The organism is Microterricola pindariensis, from assembly GCF_002936985.1.
In the GTDB taxonomy this organism is placed as follows: domain Bacteria; phylum Actinomycetota; class Actinomycetes; order Actinomycetales; family Microbacteriaceae; genus Microterricola; species Microterricola pindariensis.
In genome coordinates, this window is sequence record NZ_MPZN01000012.1 from 13,206 (window position 1) to 34,317 (window position 21,112).

The following is a 21,112-nucleotide window of genomic DNA, read 5'->3' on the forward strand; positions in this document are numbered from 1 at the left end:
CCGCCCTAGTTGCTGGGGACGAGTCGGGCGACGGCCTCGACGTGGTGGGTGTTCGGGAACAGGTCGAAGGCGCGCAGCGAGGCCAGCTCGTAGCCGTGGCCGGCCAGCAGCCCGATGTCGCGAGCCAGCGCAACGGGGTCGCAGGCCACGTAGATCAGCTGGCGCGGGCGGAGGGCGGCCAACGAGTCGATCACGGCCCGGCCGGCGCCGGCGCGCGGCGGGTCGAGCACGACCGTCGCGGCCTGCAGGCGGGCGCGCTCTGCCGCGCTGGCGTCGCGGTTGACCCGGGCCAGGTAGCGGTCGACCCGGTCGGTGATGGCGGCGGCGCCGACCCACTCGGCCAGGTTCTCTGCCGCGTGGTCGGTGGCGACGGCGTCCGACTCGACGGTGGTGATGCGCACGGTCTCGCCGAAGCGGTCGCCGACGGCGGCGGCCAGGAGGCCGACCCCGCCGTAGAGGTCGAGGTTGGCGGCGCGCGGGTCGAACTCGGCCTCGTCGATGGTGGACTGCACGGCGCGGTACAGGGTGTCCGCCGCGTTGGCGTGCACCTGCCAGAAGCCGCCGGCGGAGAGGCCGAAGGTGCGCTCGTTGACGACCTCGTAGATGGTCTGGGTGGCCGGCTGCGCCGGGCGGCCCTTCGCGTCGCGCTCGACGACGACGAGGCGGGTCGCGTCGGCGCTCGGTGCGATGACGTCGACGTAGGCGGCGCCGGGGAAGCGCTGGGTCAGCGGGGCGTGCTCGGCGACGCTGGCGGTGGCCAGCGGCAGGGAGGTGACGGGCACGACGGTGTGCGAGCGGGCCGCGTACGGGCCGACCCGGCCCTGTTCTTCGACCTGCAGGCGCACCCGGGTGCGCCAGCCGGTGCCGTCCTGCTCCGCGCCGGCCGGCGCGTCGCTGGCGGGGGCGATGGCCTCGACGCTCAGGCCGTCGGTGACGTCGGCGCCGAGCTTGGCGAAGCGCTGCAGCGAGTCGGCGAGCACGGCGGCCTTGAGGCTGCGCTGGGCGGCCAGCTCAATGTGGCCGAACTCGGCACCGCCCGCGCGCACGGCGGGGTCGCGGCTGAGCGCCGCCTCGGCCCAGATGTGCTCGCGGCGCTCGGGCGCGGCGTCCAGGACCTCGAGGGTCTCTGCACGCCAGAAGCTGGCGTGGCCGTCATCCGTGATGCGTGCGCGTACCTTCTCGCCCGGGAGGGTGTCGCTGACGAAGATGACCCGGCCCTCGTGGCGGGCGACGAAGACACCGCCGTGGGCTACGTTGGTGACGTCGAGCTCGACCTCCGTGCCGACGGCCGGACCGGCGGGCTTGGCGGCCCGGGCCCGCGGCGCCTGTGCGGCTTGCGGCTGTGCTCGTTTGCTCCCGCGTGCTGGTGCGGCCTTGGCCGGTCGTGCGGATCCTGCAGAACGTGCTCGATTACCCATGCATTGATCGTCCCACACCGCGGGCAAATGAAAGGCACTGAATGCGTCTCTACCTCGCCTCGACATCCCCCGCCCGCCTCGCCACGCTGCGGGCGGCCGGCATCGAGCCGCTCACCCACTCCCCCGGGGTCGACGAGGAGGCGCTCGTCGCCCGGGTCGAGGCCGAGCAGGGCCCGCTCGCCGCCCCGGACATGGTGCAGCTGCTGGCTCAGGCCAAGGCGGAGGCGATCGTCGGCGCGCAGGTCGCGGGAGGGCCCATCGACGGGCTGATCCTCGGCGGCGACTCCGCCTTCCTCTTCGACGGGCAGATCTTCGGCAAGCCGCACGAGCCGGCCGTGGCCAGGGAGCGCTGGCTCCGCCAGCGCGGGCGCGCCGGCGAACTCTGGAGCGGGCACTGGCTGATCGATCACCGCGGCGGCCGGGTGCGCGGCGCGGTCGGCCGGGCCGACATGGCCACCGTCACCTTCGCCGAGCCGGATGACGCAGAGGTCGACGCCTACATCGCCACCGGCGAGCCGCTCTCTGTGGCCGGCGCCTTCACCATCGACAGCCTGGGCGGGCCCTTCATCCGCCGGGTGGACGGCGACCCGAGCACCGTCGTCGGCCTCTCCCTCTCGACGCTGCGCGAGCTGGTGCGGGAGCTGGGCGTGGACTGGCCGAGCCTCTGGAACCGGCGCTGAGCACGAGCAGACTTGTCGACATCCGCAGCTCTTCTGGGGCATGTTTGTCGATACCAACCAAAGCCCGGCCTGCGCGGGGCAATAAGCTAGGGAACTATGCCTCGTATAACCAAGGTCCTTGTCGCTAACCGGGGCGAGATCGCCGTTCGCGTGATGCGGGCCGCTCGCGACCACGGAATTCTCTCTGTCGCCGTCTACGCCGACCAGGACCGCGACGCCCAGCACGCGCGCCTCGCCGACGAGGCCTACGGCCTGGACGGCAGCACCAGCGCCGAGACGTACCTCGTCATCGACAAGCTGCTCTCCATCGCGCGCCGCTCCGGAGCCGACGCCGTGCACCCCGGCTACGGCTTCCTCGCCGAGAACGCTGACTTCGCCCGCGCCGTCATGGCCGCCGGGCTCACCTGGATCGGGCCGAGCCCCGAGGCCATCGAGAAGCTGGGCGACAAGGTGTCCGCCCGCCACGTGGCAGAGAAGGTCGGCGCGCCGCTGGCCCCCGGCACCCTGAACCCCGTCGCCGACGCCGCAGAGGTGCTCGCCTTCGTCGACGTGCACGGCCTGCCCGTCGCCATCAAGGCCGCCTTCGGCGGCGGTGGCCGCGGACTCAAGGTCGCCCGCGAGCGCGACGAGGTCGCCGAGCTGTTCGAGTCCGCGACCCGTGAGGCCATCGCCGCCTTCGGCCGCGGCGAGTGCTTCGTCGAGAAGTACCTCGACCAGCCCCGCCACGTCGAGACCCAGTGCCTGGCCGACGCGCACGGCAACGTCGTCGTCGTCTCGACCCGTGACTGCTCGCTGCAGCGCCGCCACCAGAAGCTCGTCGAGGAGGCGCCGGCACCGTTCCTCACCGAGGAACAGAACACCGAGCTCTACCGCGCGTCCAAGGCCATCCTCAAGGAGGTCGGCTACGTCGGCGCCGGCACCTGCGAGTTCCTCATCGGCAAGGACGGCACCGTCTCCTTCCTCGAGGTGAACACCCGCCTGCAGGTGGAGCACCCCGTCTCCGAGGAGATCACCGGCATCGACCTGGTCCGCGAGCAGTTCCGGCTGGCCGAGGGCGGCGTGCTCGACTACGAGGACCCGACCCCGCGCGGCCACTCCTTCGAGTTCCGCATCAACGGCGAGGACGCCGGCCGCAACTTCATGCCGGCCCCCGGCCCGATCCACGTCTTCAAGCCCGCCGGCGGCCCCGGCGTGCGCGTCGACAGCGGCGTCCAGGCCGGCGATGTCATCTCCGGCTCCTTCGACTCGCTGCTGGCCAAGCTCATCGTCACCGGCGCCACCCGCGAGGAGGCGCTGGAGCGCTCGCGCCGCGCCCTCGACGAGTTCGAGGTCGCCGGCCTGCCGACCGTGCTGCCCTTCCACCGGGCGATCGTGAGCGACCCGGCCTTCGCCCCGGAGAACGGCGAGCCGTTCAGCATCTACACCCGCTGGATCGAGACCGAGTTCGTCAACGAGATCGAGCCGTGGAGCGGAACCGGCGAGGAGGCCGCCGCCCCGCAGGAGCGCCACAGTGTCGTCGTCGAGGTCGACGGACGCCGCATCGAGGTCACCGTGCCGACCCGCCTGCTGCCCGGCTCCGCCGAGCTCACCGCTGGCCCCGCGCCGCGCCGCCGCGCCTCCGCATCCGTCAACACCTCCACCGGCGACAGCGTCAACGCGCCCATGCAGGCGACGATCGTCAAGATCGCCGTCGCCGAGGGCGACAAGGTCGTCAAGGGCGACCTCATCGTCGTGCTCGAGGCCATGAAGATGGAGCAGCCGATCACCGCGCACCGCGACGGCACCGTCGGCCCGGTCAACGCCGCGGTCGGCTCCACGGTGTCCTCCGGGCACCTGCTGCTGAGCATCGTCGACTAGGGCGAGACCCCCGCGAAGGCGGTTGCCAGCCCCTCCGCCATCGTGGGGTGGGCGAAGATCGCGTCGCGCAGCAGGGTGTACGGCGCGCCGGCGAGCATCGCCGTCTGGATCACGGACACCACCTCCGCGGCGTCGACGCCGACGAGGGTGGCGCCCAGGATCCGCTCGCTGTCACGGTCGATGACGATCTTCCAGAAGCCCTCGGTCTGCCTGAGCGTGCGCGAACGCGGCACGGCCAGCACGGGCTGGCTGGCGACGACCACGGCATGCCCCGCCTCGCGCGCCTCCGCCTCGCTGAGCCCGACGCTGGCGATCTCCGGCTCGACGAACACCACCGACGGGATCAGCCGGCCGCGGGTGCTGGCGTGGCCGCCGTCCAGGTTGTGCTGCACAACACGGAAGTCGTCGTAGCTGACATGGGTGAACTGCGGATGCCCGGCCACATCGCCCACCGCCCAGACCGCGTCCGCGCTCGTCCTGAGCTCGTCGTCCACGACGATGAAGCCCCTCCCGTCCCGTTCGACACCCGCCCGCTCCAGCTCGAGCTCGTCCGTGACCGGCTCCCGGCCGACGGCGACGAGAACGGCGTCGGCCGGCAGCTCCCGCTCGATCGCCTCCGACACCTCCGGGTCCTCCCGGGCGAGCAGCCGCGGCCCGCGCACGATCATCGTGACGGCGCTGCCGAAGCGCGCGAACATCTGCGCGAACTCGCAGCCGACGTATCCACCGCCGACGACGACGAGGCGCTCCGGGATCCCCTCCAGCCGCAGCATGTCCTCGCTCGTCATCAGCTGCTCGCGGGCGAGGCCGGGAATCGACGGGATTCGCGGGCGGGTGCCGGTGTTCAGCACGACCCGCCGGCCGCGAATGGTGCGGGTGCCGCCGGCATCCGTGGCCACCTGGACGGTGCGCGGCCCGGTGAAGCGCGCCGTGCCGAGGATGAAGTCCATGCCGCTCCCGGCGAAGAGCGTGCGGTGCATGTCGACCATGTCGGCGACGACGCCCTCCTTGTGCGCGCGCAGCAGGGCCAGGTCGACGGCGGCCGATGGGCTGCGGATGCCGAGCCTCTCGGCCCGCGCGAACAGCGCCAGCGTGCGGGAGCTGGTCACGAGCGTCTTCGTCGGGATGCAGGCGATGTTGATGCAGCTGCCGCCGATCAGGCCGCGCTCCACCAGGGCGACCCGCTCGCCGGCCTTCGCCCTGGCCACCGCCAACGTCTTCCCCGCCTTGCCGCCGCCCACGACGAGGAGGTCGACGTCCTCCGGTGCTGATTCCGCCGGGGCTGACTCCTCCGGCGCTGAACCGATCTCGGGCATCGTGCTCCTCCGCTCGTCCTGCGCCAGACTACGCCTCTCGACATGGCGGCCCCTCCGCGCGAGACTGGGAGTTCCGCGCGACGCCGCACCGGGTGCCGCCTGACCGGGAGGGCCCACGTGATCCAGGACTACGACGTCTCCGAGCCGCTTGACACCGACTTCTACCGGGTGTTCGCCGACATCCCCGAGGCAGACCGAGCCGCCTGGCGGACGGCCCGCCAGTTCGTCGAGGAGATCTGGCCGACGGTCAACGAGGCGTGGGAGAACGCGGACTACCCGCTCGAGCGGGTGCGCAGGATGGGCGAGCTCGGGCTGTTGAACGACGGCGTCGCCGGCGAGGGCCTGCGCACGCTCTCGCCGCTGGCCGCCGGCCTCGTCACCATGGAGGTGTCCCGCGGCGACGGCTCGCTCGGCACCATCATCGCCATCCAAGGCGGGCTCGCGCTCCGCACGATCGCCCTGCACGGCAGCGCGGAGCAGAAGGCGCGCTGGCTGGTCCCGGTCGAGCGGGCGGAGGTCCTCGCCGCGTTCGCGCTGACTGAGCCGCTGCACGGCTCCGACTCGGTGGCGCTTGAGACGACGGCGGTGCCGGATGCCGACGGCTGGGTGATCAACGGCACCAAGAAGTGGATCGGCCACGCCCTGGGCGGCGCCGTCACGATCGTCTGGGCCCGGGTGCCGAGCGACGACCCCGCGCACCGCGGCGGAGCCGTGCGCGGCTTCCTCGTGCCGCAGGACACCCCCGGCTACAGCGCGGAGGTGCTCACCGGCAAGATGGCGCTGCGCTCCGTGCACCAGACCCGGGTCACCCTCGAGAACGTGCGGGTGCCGGCCGACGCCGTGCTGCCAGGGACGCAGAGCTTCGCCGACACGGCGAGGGTGCTCTACGCCACCCGGCTCGGCGTCGCCTGGTCGGCGCTCGGCCACGCCGTCGCCTGCTACGAGGCCGCGCTCAACTACTCGCAGCAGCGGGTGCAGTTCGGCCGCCCGCTGGCCCAGTCCCAGCTGGTGCAGGAGCGGCTGGCCCAGATGCTCTCCGACGTCACCTCGATGCAGCTGCACTGCCGGCACCTGGCCGAGCTCGACGCGCGCGGCGAGCTCGACCCGGTGATGGCGTCCATGGCGAAGTACACCTGCACGCGCAAGGCGCGGGTGGTGGCCTCCATCGCCCGCGACATGCTCGGCGCCAACGGGGTGCTGCTGGAGAACCACGTCATCCGGCACCTCATCGACATGGAGGCTGTGCACACCTACGAGGGCACCGAGAGCATCCAGGCCCTGCTGATCGGCCGCCGGGTCACCGGCGAGAGCGCGTTCCGGTAAGGCGCGGGCGTCGGCGGCCCGTCGCTAGCTGTGCACGATGTGCATGGCGCGGGCGGCATCCGAGATGCTGCCGCTCAGCGACGGGTACACCGGGAAGGCGTCGGCGATCTGGTCGACCGTGAGGCGGTTCTCCACGGCGAGCGCCAGCGGGAAGATCAACTCGCTGGCCTTCGGGGCGACGATGACGCCGCCGATGACCGTTCCGGTGCCGCGGCTGGCGAAGAGCTTCACGAAGCCCTCCTTGATGCCCATCATCTTGGCGCGCGGGTTCGAGGCGAGCGGCAGCTTGTAGATCTCGCCGCGGCGGATGCCCTCCTCGATCTGCTTCTGCGTCCAGCCGACGGTGGCGATCTCCGGCTGCGTGAAGATGTTCGAGGTGATGTTCTGCAGCTCGGGCGGGCTGACGGCGTCGCCCATGGCGTGGAAGACGGCGGTGCGGCCCTGCATGGAGGCCACGGAGGCCAGCGGCATGAAGGTGGTGCAGTCGCCGGCGGCGTAGATGTTCGGCATCGAGGTGCGCGCCACCCGGTTCACCCGGATGTGGCCGGACTCGTCCAGCTGCACGCCGGCCTCCTCCAGGCCGATGCCCGCCGTGTTCGGGATGGCGCCGACGGCCATCAGGCAGTGGCTGCCCTCGACGGTGCTGCCGTCGGAGAGGGTGGCGATGACGCCGGTCTCCGTGCGCACGACGGAGTCGGCGCGGGACTTGTTCAGCACGCGCATGCCGTTGCGCTTGAACGCGTTCTCGATGACGTGGGCGGCGTCGGCGTCCTCGCCGGGCAGCACCTGGTCGCGGCTGGAGATGAGCGTCACCTTGGCGCCGAGGGCGCGGTAGGCGGAGGCGAACTCCGCGCCGGTCACGCCGGAGCCGACGACGATGAGGTGCTCCGGCACCGTCTGCAGGTCGTAGAGCTGGGTCCAGGTGAGGATGCGCTCGCCGTCCGGAACGGCGGAGGCGAGCACGCGCGGGCTCGCGCCGACGGAGACGACGATGGTGTCGGCCTCGATGCGCTCGAAGTCGGTGCCGGCATCACCCTGGGCGGTGGAGACGATGAGCGCGCCGGAGCCGTCCAGGCGCCCCTCGCCCTGCACCAGGCGCACGCCGGCGCGCAGCAGGTTGGCCTTCATGTCCTCCGACTGCTGCCGGGCGAGGCTGAGCAGGCGCTTGTTGACGGCGGCCAGGTTGATGGCGACCTCGGGGCGCACGGGGGCACCGTCGCCGCCGCGGACGAAGAACTGCACGCCGAGGTCGGCGGCCTCCTTGATCGAGTTCGAGGCCTCCGCCGTCGCGATCAGCGACTTGGACGGCACGACGTCGGTGAGCACGGCGGCCCCACCGACCCCGACCCGCTCGACGAGCGTGACCTCGGCTCCCAGCTGCGCTCCGGCGAGCGCCGCTTCATAACCACCGGGCCCTCCACCGAGTACAGCGATTCTGTGGGTGCGTTCGAACTCGTAGGCCATTGCTCTATTCTCTCCCAGTCGCGCGCACAGCCACAAACGCGCGCATCCGAGCACGGCCTGTGGCGCGGCGGCATCCGTCATTAGAGTTGACCCATGTCTGAAATGAACCCCCTTGACCTGCCCGACGCCGACCCGTTCGAAATCGCCCGTCAGGCCGCAGAGCAGATCGCCGAGAAGACCGGTGTCGAGCGCCACGACATCGCCCTGACGCTGGGAAGCGGCTGGGGCAAGGCCGCCGAGCTGCTCGGCGAGACCACGGCGACCATTCCCGCCCAGGAGATCATCGGCTTCAGCAAGCCGGCCCTCGAGGGCCACGTCGGCACGCTGCGCTCCGTGCTGCTGCCGACCGGCAAGCGCGCCCTCGTCATCGGCGCCCGCACCCACTACTACGAGGACCACGGCGTGCGCCGGGTCGTGCACAGCGTGCGCACCGCCGCAGCCGCCGGCGTGAAGACGATGATCCTCACCAACGGTGCCGGCGGCATCAAGGAGACGTGGACGCCCGGCACCCCGGTGCTGATCAGCGACCACATCAACCTGACGGCCGACTCCCCGCTGGAGGGCGCCACCTTCGTCGACCTGACCGACCTGTACTCGACCCGCCTGCGCGAGCTGGCCCGCTCGATCGACTCCACCCTGGACGAGGGCGTGTACTGCCAGTTCCGCGGCCCGCACTACGAGACGCCGGCCGAGGTGCAGATGGCGAAGATCATCGGCGGCCACATCGTCGGCATGTCCACCGCGCTGGAGGCCATCGCCGCCCGCCAGTCCGGCATGGAGGTGCTGGGCATGTCGCTCATCACCAACCTGGCCGCCGGCATCCAGAAGACCCCGCTCAGCCACGCCGAGGTGATCGAGGCCGGCCAGCTGGCCGAGCCCGTCATCTCCGCGCTGCTGGCCCGCATCGTGGCGGCGATCTGATGAGCGCGGATGCCGCGCTGCTCGCCTCCGCCCGGGCGTGGATCGCCCAGGACCCGGACGAGGAGACCCGCGCCGAGCTGCAGGGCCTGATCGACGCGGCATCCGCCGGCGACCCCGACGCGCTGGCCGCGCTGCACGACCGCTTCGACGAGCGCCTCGCGTTCGGCACGGCCGGCCTCCGCGGTGAGATCGCCGCCGGCCCCAACCGGATGAACCGGGTGCTCGTCTCCCAGGCCGCCGCCGGCCTCGCCGCCTACCTGCTCGAGACGGCCGAGCCCGGCACCACCCCCTCGGTGGTGATCGGCTACGACGGCCGCAAGAACTCGGCGATCTTCGCCAGGGACACGGCCGAGCTCATGGCCGGCGCCGGGGTGCGCGCCATCCTGCTCCCCCGCCTGCTGCCGACCCCGCTGGTCGCCTTCGCGGTGCGCCACCTCGACGTGAGCGCCGGCGTGATGGTCACGGCCTCGCACAACCCGCCGAACGACAACGGTTACAAGGTGTACCTCGGCGGCGCCAACAACGGCTCGCAGATCGTCTCCCCCGTCGACGGCGCCATCGCCGACCACATCCTCCGCGTCGCCGCGGAGGCCGACGTGCTCGCGCTGCCCCGCGCGGCGTTCGAGACGGCCGAGGAGGGCGTCGTCGACGCCTACGTGGCCGCGACGGCCGCCGTGGCATCCGCGGCGCCGGAGAGCGGACGGGCCGAGCTCTCCGTGGTCTACACCGCCATGCACGGCGTCGGCTGGGAGACCACGCGGAGCGTCCTCGCGGCGGCCGGCTTCGCCCTGCCGCACCCGGTCGCCGCGCAGATCGAGCCGGACCCCGCCTTCCCGACCGTGGCCTTCCCCAACCCGGAGGAACCCGGCGCGATGGACCTCGCGGTCGAGACCGCCGCGGCCCTGGGCGCCGAACTGATCATCGCCAACGACCCGGACGCCGACCGCCTCGCGGTCGCCATCCCCTCGGCGACGGATGCCAGCGGCTACCGCCGGCTGAGCGGCAACGAGCTGGGCGCCCTGCTCGGCTGGCGGGCCGCCCGCCTGGCCGCCGAGGCACCGGGGGACGGCGGCCCGACGGGCACGCTCGCCTGCTCGATCGTCTCCTCCCCCGCCCTGCAGGCCGTCGCCGCCCACTACGGGCTCGACTTCGCGAACACCCTGACCGGCTTCAAGTGGGTCTCCCGCGCCCCCGGCCTGATCTTCGGCTTCGAGGAGGCGTTGGGCTACCTGGTGAACCCGGAGACGGTGCGCGACAAGGACGGCATCTCCGCCGCGATCGCGCTGCTCGACCTCGCCACCCAGCTGAAGGCTGCAGGCAGCTCCCTCGCCGCGCACCTGGAGGAGTTCACGGCGACGTTCGGCGCGTACGCGTCCAGCCAGATCTCGGTGCGCGTCACCGACCTCTCCCGCATCGCCGAGGTGATGCAGGCGCTCCGAGCCGACCCGCCCGTCGAGATCGGCGGCATCCGGGTGAGGCAGATCGACGATCTCGCCGAGGGATTCGGGGCGCTGCCGCCGAGTGACGTGCTGCGCATCTGGCTCCAGGACGGATCGCGGGTGATGGTGCGCCCGAGCGGCACCGAGCCCAAGCTCAAGGTCTACATCGACGCCTCCTCGACGGACGGCTCGGTTGTCGAGCGCGAGGCGGCCGCCGCGGCCGCCGTCGCGGCCCTGGAGACCGGGATGCGCGCTCTCGTCGACGCGTAGCAACACACGCACCGAGAGAACAGACACAGAGAACAGACACAGAGAAGGGGCAGGGCGCCGTGGCGCCCTGCCCCTTCTCTGTGTGTGTTTCTCTGTCGCCTGACTTCCGCGCTAGCCGAGCGCCGTCTCCAGCTTTGCCGTGATCTCCTCGAGGTCGAAGTAGTTGTTGATCACGACGACGTCGGCGTTCGTCTTGCCGATGTGGGCGACGAGCTCCGGCGAGGTGAGGATCACCTGGGCGTCCGCCGCCTGGGCGGCGACGCCGGCGACATCCGAGGCGGTGACGTCGGCCTCGATGTCGAGCCGGCCGAGGGCCCGCTCGGCGTTCACCTTGAGGATGCCGGAGGTGCCGATGCCCGCCCCGCAGATCGCGACGATCTTCACTCGGTCACGCCGAGCAGCGCACGCACGGTGTCGGCATCGGGCGCCGCGGCCAGCGCGGGGATGACCGTCTCATCGTTGAACACGTTCGCCAGCGCGGCGATCGAGTGCACGTGTTCGTCCGAGCTCTTCACCGCGAGGCCGACGACCACGCTGACCGGGTCGTTGTGCGGGTGCCCGAAGGAGACGGGCTCGGCGAGCGTGACCACGCTGAGCCCCTCCCGCAGCACATCCGGGCCGGGCCGGGCGTGCGCGAGGGCGAGCCCTGGCGCGATCACGATGTAGGCACCGAACTCGTCAATCACCTGCACCATGCGCCCCGTGTACCCGGGGCTCGTGGCGCCGGAGCGCGTCAGCGCGGCCCCGCACAGTTCAACGGCTGCGCGCCAATCGGCGGCGCTGACGGCGATGTCGATGGCCGAGTCGGGCAGGGGCGGGAGAGTCATCGGTGTCTTTCTCGTGGTGGGGCGGGGTGGTGTGGTGCGTGCCGGGTGCCGGATGCCGAGGCTCAGGCCTCGGCGAAGCCGTCGGAGATCGCCTCGGCGAGCTCCTCCCGGTCCTCCAGCGGCAGGAACGCCGCCGCGGCGGCGTTCAGCTGGAACTTCTCGAAGTCGTCCAGGTCGTAGCCGAAAGCGTCGCTCAGCAGGCCGAGCTCGTTGCTCAGGCTCGTGTTGCTCATCAGGCGGTTGTCGGTGTTCACCGTCACCTGGAAGCCGAGCTGGTAGAGCAGGTCGAAGGGGTGGTCGATCAGCTCGTCGCCCCACGCGGCGATAGCGCCGGTCTGCAGGTTCGAGGAGGGGCTGAGCTCGAGGGGGATCTGGCGGTCGCGCACCCACCGGGCGACGGGCCCGAGGGTGACGTAGCTGTTGTCGTCGTCCTCGCGCTCGATCGTGACGTCCTCGGCGAGGCGCACGCCGTGACCGAGGCGCAGGGCCCGGCCGTCGAACAGCGCGCCGCGGATGCTGTCCACACCGTCGGCCTCGCCGGCGTGCACCGTCACCGGGAAGAACTCCTGGGCCAGGTAGTCGAAGGCGGCCTTGTGGTTGCCGGCCGGGAAGCCGAGCTCTGCGCCGGCGATGTCGAACCCGACGACGCCGCGCTCGCGGTGGCGCACGGCCAGCTCGGCGATCTCGAGGCCGCGGTCGGCGTGGCGCATGGCGGTGACGAGCTGGCCGATGCGGATCTCGCGTCCGGCGGAGTACACGTCGTCGATGCCGGCGTCGATGCCGCGCTGCACGGCTTCGACGACCTCGTCGAGGCTGAGGCCGCGGGCCAGGTGCTGCTCGGGCGCCCAGCGCACCTCGCCGTAGATGACGCCGTCGGCGCCGAGGTCCTGCACGAACTCGCGTGCGACCCGCTCGAGGCCCTCCGTGGTCTGCATGACGCTGGTGGTGACGTCGAAGGTCTTCAGGTAGTCCACGAGCGAGCCGGAGTTGGCCTGATTCGCGAACCAGGCGCCGAGTTCTGCGGCATCCGTCGTGGGGATATCGAGGCCGATCACGTCGGCGAGCTCGATGATCGTCTGCGGCCGCAGGCCACCGTCGAGGTGGTCGTGCAGGGAGATCTTGGGCAGCGCGTCGATGCTGACGCCGCCACCGGGCAGAAGGTGCTCATTCGAAGAGGTGTTCACCCTTACAAATCTAGTGGCCGCACGGGCCCGATGTCTCGGCAGATTCGCAGGGGCCACGACTAGCCGCGCGCGGCCTCCCCGATCCCCAGTTGCCGCGTCTCGCCCATTGCGCCGCGCGCCACCGGCGACACGCGGCAACCGGGTGTGGAATCGGGGCGGAATCGGGGGCGGGCCCGGGTGCGGCGAGCAGGCCCCTGTGGACAATTTTGACGGGGCGGTGCGGTCTTCTGGCACGATGCCTGCCATGACCCGCCCCAGCCCACTGCAACCACCCTTCGCCGGCGCGCAGCCATTCAGCTATGCCGCGGCGCGCGCGGCAGGCGTCTCCGACAAGCGGATGCGGGCCGCCGATCTCGAGGCGCCGTTCCGCGGCGTGCGCGCTCGCTCCGGTTCGCTCACGAGCGTGGGCGCGCTCTGCACCGCCTACGCGGTGCATCTGGCGCCTGGCGCGTACTTCAGCCACGCGACGGCGGCGATCCTGCACGGCCTGCCCCTGCCGTTCCGGGTGACGGGTGACGCCCGCCTGCACGTGTCGGTGCTGCATCCGGCCCGGGCACCGAGAGGCGCCGGCATCGTCGGCCACACGGTCAAGGTCGGCAGACCGCGCATCGTGCAGCTGCATGGGCTGCCCGTGCTCTCTGCAGCGCAGGCCTGGTGCCAGCTCGGTGCGGTGCTCGGCGTCGAGGAGCTGGTCGAGGCCGGAGACCGACTGCTCGGCCGACCCCATCCGCTCTGCACCGCCCTCGACATCGAGGCCGGCGTGCGCGCCGTCGGCACTCGCCGCGGATTCCGGCACGTGCACGCGGCGTACCCGGCATTGCGCGCCCGCGTCGAATCGCCGCGGGAGACACGGCTGCGGCGGGCGGTCGTGGCGGCAGGGCTGCCGGAGCCCGAGGTCAACGTGTGGATCCTCGACCGCGCTGGGCGGCGGATCGCGCTCGGCGACCTCGTGTTCCGCGCATACAAGGTGTTGCTCGAGTACGACGGCGAGCAGCACCGACAGCTCGACGAACAATACGCGCGCGACGTGCAGCGCCTGAACGATGTGGCAGCCGAGGGCTGGTTGCACATCCGGCAGAACAAGCACATGACGCTCGCCGAGGCGGTGGCCCGCACCCGCCGGGCCCTGATCGACCGCGGCTGGCGCCCCTGATCCGCCGCCCCGAGCACCCGCCCCGGGCGCCCACCCCTGGCGCCCAGTTGCCACGAACTGCCGCCGTGCGGGCGCCGCACGGGCGATTCGCGGCAACTGGGTAGGGGTGGGGGGGGAGGGGGCTAGCGGCCGATGCGCTCCGCGATCAGCGGGCCGCCGTCCAGCACGGGCTCGCCGGGGTCGCCGATGCGCCAGGCGCCCTCGACGGCCTCGAGCGCCCGAGCGAAGCGCTCCGGCTCGTCGGCGCTGAGCGTGAACAGCGGCTGGCCCGCGCGGATCTCGTCGCCCGGCTTGGCGTGCAGGTCGATGCCGGCCGCGTGCTGCACCGGGTCCTGCTTGCGGGCGCGGCCGGCGCCGAGGCGCCAGGCGCCGATGCCGAACGGCAGCGCCTGCTGCTCGACCAGCACGCCGTCGCGGTCAGCGACGACCGTGTGCGTCTCGCGGGCGACCGGCAGCGCGGCATCCGGGTCGCCGCCTTGGGCGCGGATGACGTCGCGCCACTTGTCCATGGCGCGGCCGTCCTGGAGCGCCGCGGCCACGTCGACGTCGGTGATGCCGACGAGCGCCAGCATCTCCTCGGCCAGTGCGACGGTCAGCTCGACGACGTCGCGCGGGCCGCCGCCGGCCAGCACCTCGACCGACTCGCGGACCTCGTTGGCGTTGCCGATGGCCAGGCCGAGCGGCACGTTCATGTTGGTGAGCAGGGCGGAGGTCGCGACGCCGGCGTCCTCACCGAGGGCGACCATCGTCTGCGCCAGCTCGCGGGAGCGCTCGATGTCCTTGAGGAAGGCGCCGGAGCCGAACTTCACGTCGAGTACGAGGGCGCCGGTGCCCTCTGCGATCTTCTTCGACATGATCGAGGAGGCGATCAGCGGGATCGCCTCGACGGTGCCGGTGATGTCGCGGAGCGAGTACAGCTTGCCGTCGGCCGGGGCCAGCCCGCTGCCTGCGGCGCTGATGACGCCGCCGTGCTGCTGCAGCTGGGCGAACATCTCCTCGTTCGTGAGGTTCGCGCGCCACCCCGGGATCGACTCGAGCTTGTCCAGCGTCCCGCCGGTGTGGCCGAGGCCGCGGCCGGAGAGCTGCGGGACGGCCGCGCCGAAGACGGCGACGAGCGGCATCAGGGGCAGGGTGATCTTGTCGCCGACGCCTCCGGTGGAGTGCTTGTCGGTGGTCGGCTTGCCGAGCTCGGCGAAGCTCATCCGCTCGCCGCTGGCGATCATCGCCATGGTCAGGTCGCGGATCTCGCTGCGCGACATCCCGTTCAGGAAGATCGCCATGGCCATGGCGGCCATCTGCTCGTCGCCGACGTAGCCGCGGGTGAACGCGTCGATCAGCCAGTCGATCTGGGCGGTGGAGAGGGTGCCCTTGTCGCGCTTGGTGTGGATGAGGTCGACGGCGTCGAATGCCTCGATGGTGCTCATGATGCTCCTTCTGCGAATGCGACGAGGGTGCGCGGCCCGAAGGCGTCGGGCAGGACCTCGTCGATCGTCTTGATTCCTGAAACGGTCTGCAGCAGCATGCCAGGCGCCGAGTGCTCGAACAGGAGCTGGCGGCAGCGGCCGCAGGGCATGAGCGCGTTGCCGTTGCCGTCCACACAGGTGAAGGCGACCAGGTGCCCTCCGCCCGTCATGTGCAGCGAGGACACGAGCGCGCACTCCGCGCACAGGGTGAGCCCATACGAGGCGTTCTCGACGTTGCACCCGCTGATCACGCGGCCGTCGCTGACCAGCGCGGCCACGCCGACGGGGAACTTCGAGTAGGGCACATAGGCCTTCGCCATCGCGTCGAGGGCCGCGGCGTGCAAGCCGTCCCAGTCGATGTTCTCGGATGTCACGGCGTTCACGTCGATCTCCTGACTCGGTGCTGCACTACTTGATGTACGGTTTGCCGTCGGCGGCGGGGGCCCTCGAGACGCCGACCAGGCCGGCCACCGCGAAGATGGTGACGACGTAGGGCAGCATCAGCATGAATTCGCTCGGCACCGGCGAGCCGATGATCCCGAGCACGTTCTGCAGGTTGGTGGCGAAGCCGAACAGCAGCGCGGCGAGGGTGGCCTTGATCGGGTCCCACTGGCCGAAGATCACGGCGGCGAGGGCGATGAAGCCGGCGCCGGCCGTCATCTCCTTGTTGAAGGCGCCGACGGAGCCGAGGGTGAAGAAGGATCCACCGATGCCGGCGATCGCTCCGGCCAGGGCCACGTTCCAGAAGCGGGTGGCGTTCACCTTGATGCCGACGGTGTCCGCGGCCTTCGGGTGCTCTCCGACGGCGCGCAGCCGCAGGCCCCACTTGGTCTTGTACAGCGCGTAGGCCACGGCGGCGACGGCGATGTACATGACGTAGACGATGACCGTCTGCTTGAACAGCACCGGCCCGATGATCGGGATGTCGCTGAGCAGCGGGATCTCCAGCCGCGGGAAGCGCGGCGGGGTGTTCAGCATGGCGGCGTTCGGCGCGAGCACCTGCGAGAACAGGAAGCTGGTGAGGCCGGTGACGAGCACGTTGAGCACGACACCGACGATCACCTGGTCGACCAGGTACTTGATCGCGAAGACGGCGAGCACCATGCCGACCAGCACACCGGCGACGAGCGCGGCCAGCACGCCGAGCACGAGCGATCCCGTGCTCGTCGCGACGACGGCCGAGGTGAACGCGCCGGCCAGCAGCTGGCCCTCGATGGCGATGTTGACGACGCCGCCGCGCTCGGAAATGACGCCGCCGAGTGCACCGAAGATGAGCGGAACGGCGAGGCTGACCGAGCCGAACAGCAGGCCGGTCACCGGGAGCGATGAGCCGGCTGCCGCCCAGGCGAGGAAGCCGATCATGAACAGCAGCGCGAACAGCACTGTGAGCCAGATCGACACCTTGCGCCGCGAGATGACGGCGAGGGCGGATGCCGCGGTGATCAGCACGAGGGCGAGGAAGACCACCCAGCCGGTCGTCGCGGAGTTCACCACGACCTCGGGCAGCTGCACGGCGTCGCGCTCGGTCGAGAGCCGGAAGGTGGTCTCGCCCGGCCGCGCGTTCAGCACGAACATGAGGAAGGCGATCACCGTGAAGATGCCGAAGGCGATGGGGGCCTTCCAGCTCTTGATCACGGCGGTGTCGAGCGCGATCGGCTCGGAGGACGGCATGACGACGGCGGGTGAGGTGCTCACTTCGCTGCCACCTCCTTGGTGACGATCGGGCGCTGTCTACGGGGGGTGGAGTCCGGCGACGGCAGGCGGAAGATCGCACGCACCAGCGGCGGGGCGGCGATGAAGAGCACGATGAGCGCCTGCACGACGACGATGATCTCGACGGGGATGCCCTCGGCGGCCTGCATCGAGAAGCCGCCGGCCTTGAACGCGCCGAACAGCAGGCCGGCCGCGAAGATGCCCCACGGGCGGGAACGGCCGAGCAGGGCGACTGTGATCGCCTCGAAGCCGATGCCGGCGTCGATTCCGGCGCTGAAGCCGGTGGTGACCGTGCCGAGCACCTGGCTGACACCGGCGAGGCCGGCGAGGCCACCGGCGAGCAGCATGGCGTAGACGTACATGTTCTTGACGTTAATGCCGGCCACGCGCGCGGCGTTCGGGTTCTCACCGACGGCGCGGAACTTGAACCCGAGGTTCGAGCGGCCGAGCAGCCACCACACGAAGATCGTCGCGCCGATGACGAGGATGAAGCCGATGTGCAGGTTGTAACGCGGCCCGAGCAGCGACGGGAAGATGGCCGTCTCCAACATCGGAGCCGTCTTCGGGTTGGTCGAGCCTGGCGCCTGCAGCAGGCCCTGGGTGCGGAGCGCGTAGGAGATCAGGTAGAAGGCGATGTAGTTGAGCATGATCGTGACGATCACCTCGTGGGCGCCGGTGCGTGCCTTCAGCAGACCGACGATGCCGCCCCAGAGCGCACCGCCGAGGACGCCGGCGAGCAGCGCGACGATCATGTGCAGGCCCCACGGCAGCTCGACCGCGAAGCCCACCCAGCCGGCGCAGGCCGCGGCGATGAGCATCTGGCCCTTGGCACCGATGTTGAACAGTCCGACGCGGAATGCGAGGCCGACACCGAGGCCGGCGGCGATCAGCGGTGTGGCGAAGACGAGCGTCTCGGTCAGCGGCTTGATGCCGTCCAGGAAGCCGTCGCGCCGGAAGTTGTAGATCGAGCCCTGGAACAGTGCGGAGTACGCACCGGAGACCGACTGCCAGATGGCGCCGAGCATGTCGCCGGGGCGGGCGAAGAAGTACCCGGCGGTCTCCTGCACCCGCTCATCGGTGAAGGCGATCATGATCGCGCCGACGAGCAGCGCGAGCAGGACGGCCAGCACGGAGATGATCGCGTTGCCGGTGGCGATCTCGCGGAAGGCCTTCTGCCAGCGGGACGGCTCCGTGCCCGGCACGGTGTCGGGCTGGGTCAGCCCCGGCGGTGTCTGAGAGGCACTCATGCCGCTGCTCCTTCGTTGCTCGGCGTTTCGCCGGCCATCATGAGACCCAGCACGTCGCGCGGGGTGTCGCCTGGGACAATTCCAATGACCTTGCCGCGGTACATCACGAGGATGCGGTCGGCAAGGGCGGTGACCTCGTCGAGCTCGGTGGAGACGACGATCACGGGCACGCCGGAGTCGCGGGTCTCGACGATGCGCTTGTGCACGAACTCGATGGAGCCGACGTCGATGCCGCGGGTGGGCTGGGCGGCGACGAAGAGCCGCAGCTCGCGGCTGAGCTCGCGGGCCAGCACGACCTTCTGCTGGTTGCCGCCGGAGAGGCGGCCGACCTTGGTGTCGATGCCCTGGGAGCGCACGTCGAACTCGGCGGACTTCTCGGTGGCGAACTCGGCCAGGTAGGCCCGCTGCAGGTTGGCGCCCTTGACGAAGGGCGCGCCGTCCGCGCGGTCGAGCATGAGGTTCTCCGCAATGGTGAACTCGCCGACGAGGCCGTCCTCCGTGCGGTCCTCCGGCACGAAGCCGACGCCGGAGTCGAGGATCTTGCGCACGCTGAGCGTGGAGATCTCCTTGCCGTCCAGCGTGATGCTGCCGGTGACCCGGGGCTGGAGGCCGACGATGGCCTCGCTGAGCTCGGTCTGGCCATTGCCCTGCACGCCGGCGATGGCGAGGATCTCACCGCGCTGCACCTCGAAGCTGACGTCGTTGACGACGATCTGGCCGAGGGGGTCGATGACGGAGAGGTGGGTGACGATGAAGGCCGGGCCGCGCAGGTCGGCCGGGCCCTTCTGCACGGTGAGCTCGACGGCGCGGCCGACCATGAGGGAGGCGAGCTCCGCGTTGGTCGCGGTGGGCGATGCCTCGCCGACGACCTTGCCGAGCCGGATGACGGTGATGCGGTCGGCGACCTCGCGGACCTCGCGCAGCTTGTGGGTGATGAAGACGATCGAGGTGCCGGAGTCGCGCAGCTGGCGCATGATGACCATCAACTCGTCGGTCTCCTGCGGGGTGAGCACTGCGGTGGGCTCATCGAAGACGAGCACCTTGGCGTTGCGGGAGAGCGCCTTGATGATCTCGACGCGCTGCTGCACGCCGACGGGCAGGTCGCCGACGAGGGCGTCCGGGTCGACGTGGAAGCCGAACCGAGCGGAGATCTCCTTGACCTTGGCGCGGGCCGCCGGCAGGTCGAGCCGTCCGCCGAATTTGGTCGACTCGTTGCCGAGCATGACGTTCTCGGCGACGGTGAACACGGGGATGAGCATGAAGTGCTGGTGCACCATGCCGATTCCCGCGGCCATGGCGTCGCCGGGCCCGGCGAAGTGCTGCACGACGTCGTCGAGCAGGATCTCGCCCTCCTCGGCCTGATACAGGCCGTAGAGCACGTTCATGAGCGTCGACTTGCCGGCACCGTTCTCGCCCAGAAGGCAGTGGATCTCGCCGGCCTCGACAGTGAGGTCTATGTGGTCGTTGGCGACCAGGGCACCGAATCTTTTCGTAATGCCGCGAAGTTCGAGCTTCATGTTCCCGATTCTATTGAGTGCCTGCGCAGAAGTGGGGGCTGTGCACGGAAGTTGGCAGCATCCGACCCGTTTGCTCATAAGTTGCGAAGCCCCGCCTTCTGAGCGAGAGGTGCGGGGGCTTAACGCCGCACGGGGAGGCCAGCTCTCGCTGGTCTCCCCGTGTGACGCAGTGCTCTGTGTTGCAGCGGCTACTTAGCCAGCGAGGTACGACGTGACGGGGATCGAGCCGTCGATGATGCCGGCCTTGATCTCGTCGAGCTCGCCCTGGAGGGAGGGGTTGACCTTGCTCTCGAAGTCGTGGAAGGAGGCCAGGCCCACACCCTCGTTCTCGAGCGTGCCGACGAACGGCGTGGCGTCGAACTCGCCGTTGCCCGCTGCGAGGATGGCGTCGTAGGTTCCGACGTCGATCGCCTTGCGGATCGAGGTGAGGAGGAGGTCGCCGACCGACGGGTCGGTCTCGAACACATCGGCGTCGACGCCGATGAGTGCGATCTCCTTGCCGGAGTCGCGGATGGCGGCAGCGGCGCTCTGGTAGATCGGGCCACCGACGGGCAGCAGCACGTCGACGTTCTGGTCGATCAGGCCCTGGGCGATCTGGCGGGCGCCGTCGTTGGCCTCGAAGCCACCGGTGAAGGAGCCGTCCTGAGCGGCGGTGTCCCAACCGAGGACCTTGACGTCCTTGCCCTTGGCGGTGTTGTAGTACTGAACGCCCTGTGCGAAGCCGTCCATGAAGATGGAGACGGTCGGGAAGTTCATGCCACCGAAGGTGCCGACGACGCCGGTCTTCGAGAAGTCAGCTGCCGCGTAGCCGGCCAGGAACGCGGCCTGGGCGGTGTCGAAGATGATCGGCTTGATGTTGGGCTGGTCGGTCTTGCCGTCGAAGTCCTGGTCGACGACGTCGTCGATGCTGACGTACTCGATGTCGGGGTTCGCTGCGGCGGACTCTCCGGCGGCGGCCGCGAGGGCGAAGCCAACGGTGACGATCGTGTTGCAGCCCTGGTCAACGAGGTTGGTCAGGTTCGGGGCGTAGTCGGTCTCAGCGTCGGACTGGACCTTCTTGTACTCGACACCGAGCTCGTCCGCTGCCTTGACCATGCCCTCGTAGCCGAGCTGGTTGAAGGACTTGTCGTCGAATCCGCCCGCGTCGGAGACCATGCAGGGGAGGTAGTCAAGCGCGCCGTCGGCGCCGCCCGTGGATCCTCCGCCGCTCTCGGGTGCGGATGCACAACCCGAAAGCAGGGCGGCAACGCCAAAAATAGCAAGACCGGACAGGCCAGCCTTACGAGTCGTGATAGTCAAGGTGACCTCCAAGGTGCTGCC

Annotated in this window: 18 protein-coding genes; 6 read left to right on the plus strand and 12 right to left on the minus strand. The window is 70.7% G+C overall.

Features of this window, described 5'->3' with window-relative positions; all coding sequences use genetic code 11:
- Nucleotides 1-5 precede the first annotated feature (5 nt).
- Nucleotides 6-1,418 (minus strand): class I SAM-dependent RNA methyltransferase, encoded by a 1,413-nt coding sequence (locus tag GY24_RS05435; protein ID WP_112287890.1) that lies wholly within the window; start codon nt 1,416-1,418, stop codon nt 6-8.
- A 41-nt stretch (nt 1,419-1,459) separates the two neighbouring features.
- Here GY24_RS05435 and GY24_RS05440 point away from each other — a divergent pair, with 41 nt between their 5' ends.
- A complete protein-coding gene (locus tag GY24_RS05440; RefSeq protein WP_104474725.1) occupies nt 1,460-2,098 on the plus strand; it encodes a Maf family protein in 639 nt (212 codons plus the stop codon).
- 96 nt (nt 2,099-2,194) lie between these two features.
- Nucleotides 2,195-3,955, plus strand: coding sequence for an acetyl/propionyl/methylcrotonyl-CoA carboxylase subunit alpha (locus tag GY24_RS05445; RefSeq protein WP_104474726.1), 1,761 nt, complete (start codon nt 2,195-2,197; stop codon nt 3,953-3,955).
- Here GY24_RS05445 and GY24_RS05450 read toward each other — a convergent pair.
- Nucleotides 3,952-5,271, minus strand: coding sequence for a dihydrolipoyl dehydrogenase family protein (locus GY24_RS05450; RefSeq protein ID WP_104474727.1), 1,320 nt, complete (start codon nt 5,269-5,271; stop codon nt 3,952-3,954). The genes GY24_RS05445 and GY24_RS05450 overlap by 4 nt on opposite strands.
- A gap of 117 nt (nt 5,272-5,388) precedes the next feature.
- Between GY24_RS05450 and GY24_RS05455 the strand changes: the two genes are divergently transcribed.
- Nucleotides 5,389-6,594: an acyl-CoA dehydrogenase family protein gene (locus tag GY24_RS05455; RefSeq protein ID WP_233279212.1), complete on the plus strand. Its 1,206-nt coding sequence runs from the start codon at nt 5,389-5,391 to the stop codon at nt 6,592-6,594.
- 24 nt (nt 6,595-6,618) lie between these two features.
- On the opposite strand, the gene GY24_RS05460 is transcribed toward GY24_RS05455, so the two are convergent.
- Nucleotides 6,619-8,058 (minus strand): NAD(P)H-quinone dehydrogenase, encoded by a 1,440-nt coding sequence (locus tag GY24_RS05460; RefSeq protein ID WP_104474729.1) that lies wholly within the window; start codon nt 8,056-8,058, stop codon nt 6,619-6,621.
- A 93-nt stretch (nt 8,059-8,151) separates the two neighbouring features.
- Here GY24_RS05460 and GY24_RS05465 point away from each other — a divergent pair, with 93 nt between their 5' ends.
- Together GY24_RS05465 and GY24_RS05470 are read left to right on the plus strand one after the other, a co-directional pair.
- Nucleotides 8,152-8,979, plus strand: a complete 828-nt coding sequence (locus GY24_RS05465) for a purine-nucleoside phosphorylase (RefSeq protein WP_104474730.1) — start codon at nt 8,152-8,154, stop codon at nt 8,977-8,979.
- Nucleotides 8,979-10,688 (plus strand): phospho-sugar mutase, encoded by a 1,710-nt coding sequence (locus GY24_RS05470; protein WP_104474731.1) that lies wholly within the window; start codon nt 8,979-8,981, stop codon nt 10,686-10,688. Before GY24_RS05465 ends, GY24_RS05470 begins: the two co-directional genes overlap by 1 nt.
- Before the next feature lie 111 nt (nt 10,689-10,799).
- On the opposite strand, the gene GY24_RS05475 is transcribed toward GY24_RS05470, so the two are convergent.
- The 3 genes from GY24_RS05475 to GY24_RS05485 form a co-directional block, all read right to left on the minus strand.
- Entirely contained in the window at nt 10,800-11,072 is a 273-nt protein-coding gene (locus GY24_RS05475; protein WP_083363200.1) for a PTS sugar transporter subunit IIB, read from the minus strand.
- Nucleotides 11,069-11,515, minus strand: a complete 447-nt coding sequence (locus GY24_RS05480) for a PTS sugar transporter subunit IIA (RefSeq protein WP_083363199.1) — start codon at nt 11,513-11,515, stop codon at nt 11,069-11,071. Before GY24_RS05480 ends, GY24_RS05475 begins: the two co-directional genes overlap by 4 nt.
- A gap of 62 nt (nt 11,516-11,577) precedes the next feature.
- A complete protein-coding gene (locus tag GY24_RS05485) occupies nt 11,578-12,699 on the minus strand; it encodes an adenosine deaminase (RefSeq protein WP_233279213.1) in 1,122 nt (373 codons plus the stop codon).
- A 244-nt stretch (nt 12,700-12,943) separates the two neighbouring features.
- On the opposite strand from GY24_RS05485, the gene GY24_RS05490 reads away from it, so the two are divergent.
- Nucleotides 12,944-13,852 carry a hypothetical protein gene (locus tag GY24_RS05490; RefSeq protein WP_104474733.1) on the plus strand — a complete coding sequence of 303 codons (909 nt, stop codon included), beginning with the start codon at nt 12,944-12,946 and terminating at the stop codon, nt 13,850-13,852.
- Nucleotides 13,853-13,974: 122 nt separating this feature from the next.
- Here GY24_RS05490 and GY24_RS05495 read toward each other — a convergent pair whose 3' ends face one another.
- The 6 genes from GY24_RS05495 to GY24_RS05520 form a co-directional block, all read right to left on the minus strand.
- Nucleotides 13,975-15,276, minus strand: a complete 1,302-nt coding sequence (locus GY24_RS05495; RefSeq protein ID WP_083363196.1) for a thymidine phosphorylase — start codon at nt 15,274-15,276, stop codon at nt 13,975-13,977.
- The gene (locus tag GY24_RS05500; protein ID WP_104474734.1) at nt 15,273-15,698 is read right to left on the minus strand and encodes a cytidine deaminase; all 426 of its coding nucleotides are present in this window, start codon (nt 15,696-15,698) and stop codon (nt 15,273-15,275) included. The genes GY24_RS05495 and GY24_RS05500 overlap by 4 nt, the downstream gene beginning before the upstream one ends.
- A gap of 25 nt (nt 15,699-15,723) precedes the next feature.
- Complete coding sequence (locus GY24_RS05505; protein ID WP_104474765.1) at nt 15,724-16,986, minus strand: ABC transporter permease; 1,263 nt, start codon at nt 16,984-16,986, stop codon at nt 15,724-15,726.
- A gap of 20 nt (nt 16,987-17,006) precedes the next feature.
- A complete protein-coding gene (locus tag GY24_RS05510) occupies nt 17,007-18,275 on the minus strand; it encodes an ABC transporter permease (RefSeq protein ID WP_104474735.1) in 1,269 nt (422 codons plus the stop codon).
- Nucleotides 18,272-19,792, minus strand: coding sequence for an ABC transporter ATP-binding protein (locus GY24_RS05515; protein WP_104474736.1), 1,521 nt, complete (start codon nt 19,790-19,792; stop codon nt 18,272-18,274). The genes GY24_RS05510 and GY24_RS05515 overlap by 4 nt, the downstream gene beginning before the upstream one ends.
- 192 nt (nt 19,793-19,984) lie before the next feature.
- Entirely contained in the window at nt 19,985-21,091 is a 1,107-nt protein-coding gene (locus GY24_RS05520) for a BMP family lipoprotein (RefSeq protein WP_083363192.1), read from the minus strand.
- Nucleotides 21,092-21,112 lie beyond the last annotated feature (21 nt).